This window comes from Desulfitibacter sp. BRH_c19 (assembly GCA_001515945.1).
GTDB lineage: Bacteria > Bacillota > DSM-16504 > Desulfitibacterales > Desulfitibacteraceae > Desulfitibacter.
In genome coordinates, this window is sequence record LOER01000033.1 from 150,832 (window position 1) to 165,145 (window position 14,314).

At 38.7% G+C, this 14,314-nt stretch carries 9 protein-coding genes; all 9 read right to left on the reverse strand.

The window, feature by feature from the left end:
- Positions 1–10 precede the first annotated feature (10 nt).
- Positions 11–922, reverse strand: coding sequence for a dihydroorotate dehydrogenase (locus tag APF76_11405; protein KUO50308.1), 912 nt, complete (start codon positions 920–922; stop codon positions 11–13).
- Positions 923–1,696 carry a hypothetical protein gene (locus APF76_11410; protein KUO50309.1) on the reverse strand — a complete coding sequence of 258 codons (774 nt, stop codon included), beginning with the start codon at positions 1,694–1,696 and terminating at the stop codon, positions 923–925.
- Between the two features lie 165 nt (positions 1,697–1,861).
- A complete protein-coding gene (locus tag APF76_11415) occupies positions 1,862–5,068 on the reverse strand; it encodes a carbamoyl phosphate synthase large subunit (GenBank protein KUO50310.1) in 3,207 nt (1,068 codons plus the stop codon).
- Entirely contained in the window at positions 5,061–6,149 is a 1,089-nt protein-coding gene (locus APF76_11420) for a carbamoyl-phosphate synthase small subunit (protein KUO50311.1), read from the reverse strand. Before APF76_11420 ends, APF76_11415 begins: the two co-directional genes overlap by 8 nt.
- Before the next feature lie 88 nt (positions 6,150–6,237).
- On the reverse strand, positions 6,238–7,506 hold the full coding sequence (locus APF76_11425) for a dihydroorotase (GenBank protein KUO50312.1): 1,269 nt from the start codon (positions 7,504–7,506) through the stop codon (positions 6,238–6,240).
- Complete coding sequence (locus APF76_11430; GenBank protein KUO50313.1) at positions 7,490–8,428, reverse strand: aspartate carbamoyltransferase; 939 nt, start codon at positions 8,426–8,428, stop codon at positions 7,490–7,492. Before APF76_11430 ends, APF76_11425 begins: the two co-directional genes overlap by 17 nt.
- 538 nt (positions 8,429–8,966) lie before the next feature.
- A complete protein-coding gene (locus APF76_11435; GenBank protein ID KUO50314.1) occupies positions 8,967–11,087 on the reverse strand; it encodes a ribonuclease R in 2,121 nt (706 codons plus the stop codon).
- Between the two features lie 305 nt (positions 11,088–11,392).
- Positions 11,393–12,130: a hypothetical protein gene (locus APF76_11440; GenBank protein KUO50315.1), complete on the reverse strand. Its 738-nt coding sequence runs from the start codon at positions 12,128–12,130 to the stop codon at positions 11,393–11,395.
- 149 nt (positions 12,131–12,279) lie between these two features.
- Entirely contained in the window at positions 12,280–14,280 is a 2,001-nt protein-coding gene (locus APF76_11445; GenBank protein KUO50316.1) for a potassium transporter, read from the reverse strand.
- Between the last annotated feature and the right edge of the window lie 34 nt (positions 14,281–14,314).

The following is a 14,314-nucleotide window of genomic DNA, read 5'->3' on the forward strand; positions in this document are numbered from 1 at the left end:
CCTTTCACTATCACTTCCATGCCCTATCTGTAAGTTCACTAGCATTATTAATATTTCTTTCAACACAATACCTTTTTATTCCTTCAATTACCTCTACGGCAATCATTGGATTTGCAAAATTACCAGTTCCAATACAAACTACATCGGCGCCTGCCAACATAAACTCTATAGCATCCTGCCACGAACTAATGCCACCCATACCTATTATCGGTATATCTACTGCCTGGCTAACCTGCCACACCATGCGCACCGCAACAGGCTTAACTGCAGGTCCTGATAGACCACCCATTACATTTCCAAGTGCAGGTTTGCCAGTTCTAATATCAATTGCCATACCAAGTAGTGTATTGATTAATGATAGGGCATCGGCTCCTTGTTCTTCAACAGCCTTGGCAACCGATACTATATCTGTGACATTAGGACTTAGTTTTACTATTAAAGGTAAATCAGTTACTTTTCTGACTTCCTTTACCACATTAGATGCCACATTGGGGCAACTACCAAATGCCATGCCACCTTCTTTAACATTTGGACAGGAGATATTAATTTCTAAAGCTGCTATTCCTTCTTGTCCATCTAAGGAAGATGCAACCATGCAATATTCTTCCACAGTACTACCAGAAATATTAGGTATGATTGCTGTTGTTAAATCTTTTATTTTAGGTAGATATTCCTTGATGAATACCTCTACTCCTGGATTTTCTAAACCAATAGAATTTAGTATTCCAGAGGGTGTCTCCCAAAGCCTTGGAGGTGGATTACCTTCCCGTGGCTTATATGTAATACCCTTTGTAAAAATTGCCCCTAGTTTTTCTGGGTCATAAAATTCAGCATATTCAAGTCCAAAGCCGTATGTACCTGATGCTACAGTTACAGGGTTATCAATTTCCAATTTGCCTAGCTTCACTTTTAAGTTTACCATTTAAAGCTTCACCTCACTAGACCAAAATACCGGGCCATCTTTACACACCTTTGGATATCCCCCATGAACTCCCTTGACACAGGTACACCCTAGACATGCTCCCACTCCACATGCCATAGCTGCTTCAAGTGATATCTGACATGGCACATCCACTTCGGAAGCTGCTTTAACCACAGCCTTTAGCATGCCTTCTGGGCCACATGTATAAATTATTGTATTGTTCTTATCTATCAGGGGCTGGAGATACTCAGTAACAAGTCCCTTTTCACCTAGGCTTCCATCCTCTGTTATCTCTACAATATCACCGTAGGCTGCAAATTCCTTTGCTCTAACTAAACCCTCAGCTCCTGCTGCTCCTAGTAATGATACTACTTCTTTTCCATTAGCTTTTAATTCCTCTGCCAAAGCAAGCAGGGGGGCAATGCCTATGCCACCACCAACTAAAACAGTTCTTTTCTCTGGTACATTTAATTCAAAACCCCTTCCGAGAGGCCCCATAAGTGATATTGTGCTGCCTACTATCTTAGCAGACAATAAGGTAGTTCCTTTTCCTACAACTAGGTAATATAATTCTATAGTATTTTTTTCTTTGTTTATCCTGTGGATACTAATAGGTCTTCTTAGTAATGGATTTGCGCTTTCTGCTCCACAGGATATATGTACAAATTGCCCAGGTACTGCATCAGCAGATACCTGGGGACATGAAATTTCCATTAGGTATTGGCCATTTCCTAGACTTTCATGAGAAATGATCTTTCCATCTTCTAAAAACATTATTTCACCTCATTCGGAGTCGTGGAACATATCTCAAAGCCCTGTTTAAGGTCATTCTATAACTGGCTAATAATATGACCATGAGATATGCCTAACTTATATTTAAACGTCCATTTATTACCATCCCTGATAGAAACCAGCCAGGAGAACCGTCCCCATGGTTGTTCACCCGGCGATGTAGTCTTGAAGGGCTTTGACGCGGACCATGGATTCCATAATCTTTAAGATGGCAATTGCTGTATCAAGAGAGGTTGTGCAGGCTACTCCGTATTCAACTGCTGCTCTTCTTATCTTAAATCCGTCTCTTTCAGGCTCTTTACCCCTTGTTAGGGTATTGATTATAAGGTCAGCCTTGCCCTTTCTAATATATTCTACGACATTGTGGTTCCCTTCTTTAAGCTTGTTAACAACGTCTACAGGAATACCTTCCTTTTCTAGCATTTGTGCTGTCCCTGGAGTTGCTGCAATGTTATATCCTAGCAGATGATACCTTTTTAACATTGGAAGTGCTTCGGTTTTATCTTTATCAGCTATGGTAGCAAGTATTGTACCCTGTTGTGGTATATCATATCCAGCAGCCAGGAGTGCTTTATACATTGCTTTTGTGGGATCTGCATCAAGTCCTAGAACTTCACCTGTGGATTTCATTTCTGGTCCAAGAGAGGTTTCAACTTCAGTTAGCTTAGCAAAGGAAAAAACGGGCATCTTTACAGCTGTTAGATTTTTTGGCTCTATAAAGATGGTTTGTGCGTTATAGTTTGGTTTAAAACCCTGGTCTGCTAAACTTTTTCCCATCATAATCTTAGTAGCTACTTTTATTAAAGGTATATTTATCACCTTTGATATAAAGGGTACTGTTCTGCTTGAACGTGGATTAGCTTCTATCACATATACTTGATCATCTTGAACAACATACTGGATGTTTAACATACCTATCACTTGAAGTCCCTTAGTAAGTTTAGTTGTATAATCAATTATTTTATCAACTACCTTGGGCGCTAAAGATCGTGAAGGATATACTGCACTACTATCTCCAGAATGAACTCCCGCCCTTTCCACGTGCTCCATTATTCCAGGTATCAACACATTGATACCATCACTAATTGCATCTACTTCTACTTCTCTTCCTAGTATATATCGATCAACAAGTATTGGTTGGTTTTTTGATATTTTAACAGCCTGTTCTAAATACTGATTTAATTCTTCCCTATTATATACAATTTCCATGGCCCTTCCACCTAAAACATATGAGGGTCGCACCAAAACTGGAAATCCTAATTGGACTGCTATGCTTTCTACCTCAACTGCAGAAAAAGCAATTCTACCTTCAGGATGGAGAATATCTAGCTCCTTTAAAACTTCATGAAACTTTTCCCTATCCTCTGCTACATCCATATTCTCTACACTTGTACCTAACAACTTAACTCCAGCTGCTGCAAGAGGCTTTGCTAGGTTTATAGCAGTTTGACCTCCAAACTGTGTAATGACACCCATTGGTTTTTCCTGTTCTATAACATTTAAGACTTCCTCTTCACTTAATGGCTCAAAAAACAGAATATCGCTTGTATCAAAATCAGTACTTACCGTCTCAGGGTTATTGTTTATTACAATGGATTCTACCCCTATTTCCTGTAAAGCCCACGATGAGTGTACTGAACAATAATCAAATTCTATCCCCTGTCCTATACGAATAGGTCCCGACCCAAGAACAAGAACTTTTTCATGATGATTATCCTCTAATTCATTTGCTTCTCCATATGTGGAGTAATAATAGGGAGTTGCAGCAGGGAATTCCCCAGCACATGTATCCACCATTTTATAGCTTACATTGATACCTAATTCCATTCGCATTTCTCTAACTTGTCCTTCTGACATTTCCCATATAGAACCTATTTGTTTATCACTAAAGCCAAGAATTTTTGATTCTTTTAATAGCTCTTTATCTGGTCCTGTTGCAAGTTTACTCTCCCAATCTACTAAACCCTTTATCTTGAATAGAAAAAAACTATTAATTGATGTAATATCCTCAATCTCTTCAACTGTAAATCCTCTTCTAAAGCCTTCAGCTACTACCCATAGTCTTCTGTCATCAGCATTTTTAAGTCCATTAATTATATCTTCTGTAGATAACGCTTTTAATGAGTCCATAATCAGAGTGTCTGTATCCAACTCTAAAGAACGTATCCCCTTCAACAGGGCAGATTCAAAGTTTCTTCCAAGAGCCATTATTTCCCCTGTGGCTTTCATCTGTGAACCTAACTTTCGGTGAGCACTTTCAAATTTATCAAAGGGCCATCTGGGAATTTTCACAACCACATAGTCCAGTGCAGGTTCAAAGCAAGCTGATGTACTACCAGTTACGACATTTGTAATTTCATCAAGACTATAACCTATGGCAATCTTTGTTGCCACCCTAGCTATTGGATAGCCTGTTGCTTTTGAAGCCAGGGCACTAGAACGGCTTACTCTTGGATTAACCTCAATTACATAGTATTTTAACTCTGTAGGATGGAGGGCATATTGAATATTACAACCGCCTTCTATTTCTAAAGCCCTAATGATTTTTAAAGAAGCCGAACGTAGTGTCTGATGCTCAACATCAGATAAGGTTTGTGTGGGTGCCACAACTATACTGTCCCCAGTATGGATGCCAACAGGATCAATATTTTCCATACTGCAGATTGTAATACAATTATCTTTTCCATCTCTAATAACTTCATATTCAATCTCTTTCCAACCTGCAACTGATTGTTCTATTAAGAGCTGACTAATGGGACTAAGTTTTATTCCCTTAGATGCAATTATTTCCAGTTCTTGTGCATTGTTGGCTACGCCGCCGCCTGTTCCTCCTAAGGTATAGGCAGGTCTCACAATAACCGGGAATGATTGCTTTTTAGTAAATTCAAGTGCTTCTTCAACTGAGTTAACTATGGCACTTTTGGGAACAGGCTCATTTAGTTCTTCCATCATATTCTTAAAAAGCTTTCTATCTTCAGCCTTTTTAATGGCATCTGCCGAGGTCCCTAAAAGCTTAAGATTATACTGTTCTAACATTCCCAATTCCCAAAGCTTTTCAGCCATGTTTAGCCCGACTTGTCCCCCCAGGGTGGGTAATAAACCATCTGGCCTCTCCATTTTTATAACCTCTTCAACAAAATCCAGAGTCAAAGGCTCAAGATATACCCTGTCAGCTATTTCAGTATCTGTCATGATAGTAGCTGGGTTACTGTTAATCAGTACAACCTTTATGCCTTCTTCTTTTAATGTCCTACAAGCTTGTGTCCCAGCGTAGTCAAATTCTGCAGCCTGACCTATAATAATTGGCCCTGAGCCAATAACTAAAACCTTCTTAATAGATGTATTCTTAGGCACAGCTGCCACCTCCCTGAAGTGATATCATATTCATGAATTCCTTAAATAAGTAAGCTGTATCCTTTGGCCCTGGGGCCCCTTCAGGGTGAAACTGTATTGAAAATACAGGCAAATGCTTATGCTTGATGCCTTCAACTGAACCGTCATTTAGATTCAGATGAGTGATAACCACATCACTAGGCAAGCCCTCTTTGCTTACGCAAAAACCATGGTTTTGTGAAGTTATGAATACCCTATCCTTTTCTAAGTCTTTAACTGGCTGATTGCCACCCCTGTGGCCGAACTTCATTTTATAGGTACTCCCACCTAAGGCAGCTCCAAGAACTTGATGACCTAAGCATATTCCCATGATTGGCATGGACTCCAGCAAATCTTTAACAGTATCTATTACATCCGATATCATGCTAGGATTTCCTGGCCCATTTGATAAAACTAATCCATCGGGCTCCACAGATTTTATTTCATCTAGCGTAGAATTAGCTGGTAACACTACTACTGTACATCCTAGCTTGTTTAAGGACCTGATAATATTGCTCTTCACTCCAAAATCAAGTACAGCTACTGTGGGCCAACCACCAGGAATAGTATATTTTTTTGTAGTAGAAACCTCTTCCACAAGTTTCTGCTCTGTAATTAAAGGCAACTCATTAGCTTTTTGCACTAATTCTTCAACCGAAGTTTCTTCGCTGCTAATAATACCTCTCATTGATCCATGAGTTCTTAAATGTTTGGTTAATGTTCTTGTGTCTACTCCCTTTATTCCTACAAGTCGGTTTTCTTCTAAAAATTGCTGTACAGTTTTACCCTTAAAGCCTTTTTGGCAGGTAGTTGTCTCTTCCTTAACTATGATACCCTTTGCGGCTGTGCGAGCTGACTCTTGATAACAGCTAGCAATACCATAGTTTCCAATCAATGGATAGGTTAATGTGATGATTTGTCCAGCAAAGGAGGAGTCCGTAATTATTTCCTGATATCCTGTCATCGCCGTACTAAAAACAACTTCCCCACCGACCTCTCCTGCTATGCCACATGAAATTCCGTCAAATACAGTTCCGTCCTCTAAAACCAAAACCGCCTTCATAGGAGCCCCCCTTATAGTAAACCTTAACTATTTGTGTCTAATGTTTCAGTATTCGAAAAAGGTGACAAGCGAAACGTCCCCTTGACACCTATTTGATGACTTGTCCTTTATATATTGTCATAACTGGCCAGCCCTTTAGTTCTTTTCCATGATAAGGACTGTTTTTCCCCATGGAAACAAAACTATTTACATCTACCTTTTTAACCATGTCTATGTCTAGTATTGTAAGATTAGCTACCGCTCCTGGCACTAAGCCTTGATACTCAAGGCCTAAAATAGATGCTGGTCCTGTTGTAAACTTATGAAGCAATTCCATTAAAGGCATCTGCTTTTCATAGTATAAATGGTGCAATGATACTGCAACAGATGTTTCTATTCCTGATATACCAAAAGCTGCATAATCATATTCCACATTTTTATCCTCGCTTGTATGGGGAGCATGGTCAGATGCTATTGCATCAATTGTTCCATCCATTAGACCAGCAATAACTGCTTCAAGATGTTCCTCAGAACGAAGAGGAGGATTGACCTTTGTAGCAGTATTATACCCTACCACATCTGCATCAGTAAGTGAGAAATGATGGGGAGCTGCTTCAGATGTTACCCTTAGACCTTTTTGTTTAGCAATTCTAACCATGTCTACTGCGCCAGCGGTACTTATATGTTGTATATGGAGCTTAGCACCTGTATATTGTGCAAGGGCAATGTCTCTTGCTACTGCCACATCTTCTGCCACACTTGCTATACCCTTAAGACCAAGAATTGTGCTGAAATAGCCTTCATGCATGGAACCAATGCTCAAATTTTTATCTTCACTATGGGAAAGAATTGGCATGTCAAAGAGTATCGAGTATTCCATTGCTCTTCTCATTACTTCCGGATTTGTAACTGAATCTCCATCATCTGATATGGCAACTGCACCCGCTTTTTTCAGGATACCATATTCAGAGATTTCTTCTCCCTTGCGTCCCTTTGTAATAGCTGCACAAGGAAGAACTTCAATAACACCTTCTTTTTCAGTCTTACACTTCACATATTCAACTGTTGTTTCATTGTCTATTGCAGGCTTTGTGTTTGGCATGGCAACGACAGTAGTAAAGCCTCCTACTGCTGCTGCCTTTGTGCCTGTTGCAATAGTTTCTTTTGCTTCATAACCTGGTTCTCTCAGATGAACATGCATATCTATAAAGCCGGGGGAAACCACCTTGCCATCTAAATCTATAACCTTTGTATCTGGTCCAGGCTTTAATCCTTGGGCAATTGTACGAATTTTATCATTAATAATTAAGATATCTCCCGTGCTTTCAGTATTTGCAACTGGGTCTATTAAACGACAATTTCTAAGCAGTAACTGCATCAGTAGCTCCTCCTCCCATTAAGTACAGTAATGCCATTCTAACTGCAACACCGTTTGTAACCTGTTCTTCTATAACTGACTGTATTCCATCAGCAACGTCAGAAGCAATTTCTACTCCCCTATTCATTGGTCCTGGGTGCATCACAAGGGCATCTGGCTTTGCAAGCTTCAATCTTTCTTTATTTAAACCATAAAACTCTGCATACTCTCTAATTGAAGGAAAAAGACCCTTTTGCTGTCTTTCTAGCTGAACCCTCAGCATCATCACAACATCTGCATCTTTTACGGCTTCATCCATATTAGTTACTATCTTTGCTCCTGCCTTTTGAAAATCTCTTGGAATAAGAGTAGTAGGCCCACAAAATACCACATCTGCTCCCATTTTAGTAAGTCCCCAGAAGTTAGACCTTGCCACACGACTATGGGCTAAGTCACCAATAATCGCTACTCTTAAGCCCTCTATTTTACCCTTATATTGTTTAATAGTCAGCATATCAAGAAGTGCCTGTGTTGGATGCTCATGATAGCCATCTCCTGCATTAATGATCCTTGCCTTCATAGCCTTACCAAGAAGAGCAGGTGCCCCGGCGGCACTATGACGAATTACTACAATATCAGTTGCCATGGCATCTAAAGATTTTCCTGTATCTATCAGGGTTTCACCTTTTACAACACTACTAGTTGCCACATTTAAGTTTGACATATCTGCACTCATATACTTACCTGCTAATTCGAAGGATGTTCTTGTTCGGGTACTTGGTTCATAAAAAAGGTTTATAACAACCCTTCCCCTCAAGGTAGGGACCTTCTTTATGTCTCTATTCATAATATCTTTTAGTGAATCTGCAGTATTTAGAACCAGTTCTATTTCTTCCTTGGACACATTTTGTAAACCTAATAAATCCTTTGATTTAATACCCACAAATTTACCCCCTTCTTATTTTATCCTATCCCAACGGCGTTACTAGACTCCCACTTTAGAACGATTAGGAGTAATTGCCGCCAAGTTTCGAAATAAGTGTGTAAAGATTCCATCTGTACTAACTCTTATTTATTATTCCACTTTGTGGCGTAAAAAAACTCCTTACTTTCCCGGTAAGGAGCCTGTCTTTTTTAAAAAACCCTCTGGTTTGCCTGCCACCAGATTCCTTTTTAGCCTCACCGGACTAAATTAAAGGTTGCGTATTTAATTTTTGTACCAAAAAAGCCACCAACTGTGTGACACACAGCAAGTGGCTCTACTTACACCAATACAACCTTGCCAGCCTCACGGGACTCACTTAAAGGTACTTTATAAGATTGTAGTCTATAAACTTACCTTAGTCAAGTAAAAACGACAAAAAATCAGTAATTTTCTTAATCGTAGTTTAATCTAACTTTTGTACTTTTTCAAAGGTGTAACCATTGCGTTCAATAACGATCTTATTGATCCCGTATCTTTAGCGATACAGGCAAATATTTTACTTAATCAGTTCGAAGTCTATGTTCCTATCTTCTACATTGACTTTAGCAACTAGGACTTTCACACTATCTCCAATTTTAAAGGTTTCACCTGTGTGCTTTCCAGATAACATAATATGTTTATCGTCAAAATAATAATAGTCATCTGTGAGGGTAGATACATGCACTAAACCTTCAACAGAGTTATCTAGCTCCACAAAGAAGCCAAAGTTTGTAACACTACTTATAATGCCTGTGAATTCTTCACCAAGATGCCTTAGCATAAATTCAACTTTTTTAAGATCTACAGACTCTCTTTCCGCTTCTTCAGCAACCCGCTCTCTAGCAGAAGACTCTGCAGCTGCCTTGTGTACAAATTTAGCAAGTTTTTTCTTGCGTTTTTCTGTTGGTGTACCATCTAACAGGTTCTCTCTAATTATCCTATGAATAACAAGATCTGGATATCTACGGATAGGAGAAGTAAAATGTGAATAAAACTCAGAAGCAAGCCCAAAATGTCCAATAGGTTCATCAGAATAGGCAGCATGCTTCATTGAACGTAAGATAACAGTATTTACAGACTTTTCTTCTGGTCTTCCTTTAACCTTTTCTACGATTTCTTGCAAACTCTTGGGAGTGACTTTATCCAAACTTGTCCTAACATGGTAGCCAAAAGCATGAAGAAATTCATTGAGGCTTAGCAGTTTCTCTTCATTTGGTTCTTCATGAACTCTGTATATAAATGGTATTTCTAGCCAATACATATGTTGTGCAACAGTTTCATTTGCTACGATCATAAACTCCTCAATTATCTTTTCAGAAACTCCCCTGTCTAGTTTAATTATTTTATCGGCCTTTCCATTTTTATCTAAAATCACCTTGCTTTCAGGAAACTCAAAATCAATGCTTCCTCTGTTAGTCCTCTTGGATTTTAATATCTCAGAAAGTTGCTTCATTGCAAGGAATGTATCTACAAATCCCTGATATTCTGCTTTAGCCCCTTGGTCTCCAGCTAAAATCTCATTCACTTTATCATAGGTCATTCTATGATCAATATTAATTATAGAAGGTTTAATCTCATAGTTTTTAACATGACCCTTTTTACTTATTTCCATAAAAACAGTCATTGCCAGCCTATCCACTCTAGGATTTAGAGAGCAAATATTATTACTTAGTTCCTGAGGAAGCATGGGAATTACCCTATCAACCAAGTATACGCTTGTGCCTCTCTCTTGCGCTTCTTTATCTAGTATACTTCCTTCTTTAACATAAAACCCAACATCAGCAATATGTACACCAAGATAATAGCTGCCATCATCTAGTATTTCTAAGGACACAGCATCATCTAAATCCTTCGCATCTGCTCCATCTATTGTTACCATTGGATACTTTCTTAAATCTAGCCTATTAGGCGCTTCTTCATCTATCGGCAATTGGGATACCTTTTGTGCTTCATCTATAATCTTTCTCGGAAACTCCTCAGGCAGCTTATATTTTCTAACAATACTAAGAATATCTATTCCTGGATCATTCTTTTTGCCTAAGATTTCGATTATTTCACCTTCTGGGTTTCTTCTTGGCTCCGGCCAACGAGTAATTTTTACAACTACCTTATCTTTATCCTGAGCTCCCTTCATTTTTTCAAATGGAATAAAGATGTCCTGCGCAATTCTTTTATCATCAGCTACTACAAATCCAAAATTAGGACTCTTTTCAACAGTACCTACACACAACTCATTTTCTCTTTTAAGTACCCTAATTACTTCACCTTCTGGTTTACCCTGCATGTCAATGTGGGATATTAGCCTCACTATTACCTTATCCTTGTGCATAGCACCATTGAGATCTTTAGCAGAAACAAATATATCTCCACCTTTGTGAAAGTCTGGTGACCTTTCCGGGACCAAAAAACCAAATCCCTTTGCATGAGCATCTATTCTACCTACATAAAGTCCCATACCTTCTGTTATACCATACCTATTTTTACGAGTTAGAATAATTTCCCCTTCACTTTCAAGTTCATTTAACATTTCAAGAAATTCTTTAACATTTTCTATATTTAGTGTTCCTACTAAATCCTCTGCACTAAGTGGTTTATAAGTACTTATGCGCATATAATTAAGTATTTCTTCTCTATTCAAATCATTTCCTCCATATCTGTTATTTTTAGACTCTTTATTTTTATTTATTTTTGCTTGATTTTCAAATCTTATGTATCTGCTTATCTTATGATTCTTCATGTATGTATATTATTTTAGTTTTTTCCATTAATTCATCTTCTTAGTACTACCTTTTAAAGATATTCTTTATTTTTGTGCAGTTAAAGTAATAAGCCGGTCAAGACTGCTCCGGCTTAATTTAATAATAAGGATAATTAAATTTTCCTCTTCTTATAGAAACAATACTATATTCTGGCAGTTTTTGTCAAGTCAGACCCTTTAGTGGCTTACTTTACTCCATTGATGAAATAATTAATTTGTGCAAACATTTCTTCTCTTTCAGCTCCCATGGTTATAACATGGCCTGAATTTGCAAGCCATTTCAATATCTTAAGTGGAGACTTTATCTTATTGTGTAAATACTGAGCTCCCGTAGGCAATGACACCTTGTCATCCTTTGATTGAATAATTAATACTGGTTTTTTTATCTTAGATAAGCCCCGCTTAACCTTTCCCCTTAATTTAAGCAGTTCATGAATTCCATGGGTAATCTGTTCATTATAGGTTACCCTATAGTTACCATTAATGGTACTAGGGTTTCTATCCTTCTTAACACTCTTTCTGAAAAATTTAAGTAGTGGTGCTGTATAGGAAAGACGGTTGCCCATATGTATGGGTGGCGCCATTGTAACAACCCCTGAAATAGGCAATCTATTTACTGCACCATGTAAGGCAAGGAGTCCACCTAAAGATAAACCTATAAGATATATTTTTGTACATCTCCCTTTTATTTGGGAAAGAGCCTTAGCAACCTCCTGATACCAATCCTGCCAGGAGAAATTTCTGATATCCTCAGGCTTGGTGCCGTGGCCAGGCAACAAAGGAGCAGTAACTGTATAGCCTTTACTATGTAAATACTCACCTAAGAGCCTCATCTCTGATGGGCTACCTGATAGTCCATGTATTAACACACAGCCTATATGATTCCCTTCTAAGAAGAAAGGTTCTGCACCTTTTATTATCATAACCTAATACCCCCGTGACATATGGATGCTAATGCATAACAGGAACATTTTACCACAAATAAGCAAACCTTGGCTAGTTAGCTTGAAATAAAAAAAGAGTATTGCAGCTTAATGTGCAATACTCTTATCTATACCTTGAAGTTTGTGTCTTACATAAATAATGGAGCAAACACAAGTGACACAATTGTCATAAGCTTAATTAAAATGTTAATTGATGGACCTGAAGTATCCTTAAATGGATCACCTACAGTATCACCATTTACTGCAGCAGCATGTGCTGGGGAACCTTTTCCACCAAATTCACCTGTTTCGATGAACTTCTTAGCATTATCCCAAGCTCCACCTGCATTTGCCATCATAATAGCAAGCAAGAAACCTGTAACTAAAGCACCTGCTAACATTCCACCTAATGCTTCCTTGCCAAGACCCGGAAACAGTCCAACGGCTATGGGAGCAGATACAGCTATAATCCCAGGTATAATCATTTCTCTTAACGCAGCTTTAGTACTAATACTAACACAGTTAGCATAATCTGGTTTTGTAGTTCCTTCCATAATGCCAGGAATTTCTTTAAACTGTCTACGAACTTCCTCAATCATATCGAAGGCAGCACGACCAACTGCTTGCATGGTCATGGCAGAGAATAGGAATGGTAACATACCACCTATAAATAAACCAGCTATAACATTTGGAGATGTAATATCGATTGATGTGATTCCCGCCGCTTGAGTATAAGCAGCGAATAAAGCAAGAGCAGTTAATGCTGCAGAACCAATGGCAAAACCTTTACCAATAGCTGCAGTTGTATTTCCAACAGAGTCTAAAGCATCTGTGATTTTTCTTACTTTTGGATCAAGGTGAGCCATCTCAGCAATACCACCAGCATTATCTGCTATAGGTCCATAAGCATCAACAGCTACTGTCATACCAGTTGTAGACAACATTCCTACTGCCGCAAGAGCTATTCCATATAATCCAGCAAATTGATAGGCTACAAGAATTGCTATTACAATTACAAAGATAGGAATCATGGTACTCATCATACCTGTGCTTATACCTTGAATAATATTTGTAGCAGTACCAGTTTGTGAAGCCCTGGCAATCTCTTGAGTAGGCTTAAAGTCAGCAGAAGTATAGTATTCTGTAATTTTACCAATGGCACCACCTGCTAATAGACCAGAAACAGTTGCAATGAACACTCCTAAGGCTAGATCTGCAGATAATAAACCTCTAGTAAGGAAGAATATTGCTGCTACGGATAAAGCGTATGAAACCATGGAACCTGTATTTAAAGCCTTCTGGGCATTTGCACCTTCATTAGTTCTAACAAAGAAAGTCCCAATTATGGAAGCAACTATACCCGCAGCTGCAACCATTAATGGAAGTAGTATACCACCTTGTATGCCAAGGGCAGCCGCTAAAGCGATTGCCGCAATTATTGAACCAACATATGATTCAAACAAGTCTGCACCCATACCAGCCACGTCACCAACATTATCACCAACATTATCTGCAATAACAGCTGGGTTTCTTGGATCATCTTCAGGAATTCCTGCTTCTACTTTTCCAACTAGGTCAGCACCAACATCAGCAGCCTTTGTATAGATACCGCCACCAACCCTTGCAAATAATGCAATTGAACTGGCACCTAAGGCAAATCCGTTAACTATCTGAGGATTATCAAATATTATGTGAACTATCCCTAATCCAAGTAAGCCTAAACCAACAACAGACATGCCCATAACGGCTCCACCTGAAAAAGCGATACCTAATGCACTATTAGCACTAGTTTGAGCTGCATTAGCTGTTCTAACGTTAGCTCGTGTAGCAACACTCATACCTATATATCCAGCAACACCGGAACATAGAGCTCCAATAATAAAAGCTAAAGCTGTAGCAGGTTGCAAACTACCTGAACCTGGTGTCATATATCCTGCAACTACTATGATTACCGCTAAAATTAAAACGAATACGATTAGTGTAGTATATTGCCTTTTTAGAAAGGCCATAGCACCTTCCTGAATCGCTGCTGCAATCTCCTGCATATTTTCTGTGCCAGGATCCGCACTATTAACCCTATTAATAAGTACAAAAGCAAAAGCTAAAGCTAACACCCCTGCAATTGGGGCCAAGTATTCTAATGGAAACAAATTTTATTCCTCCCTTTAACCACAACAGTATTTT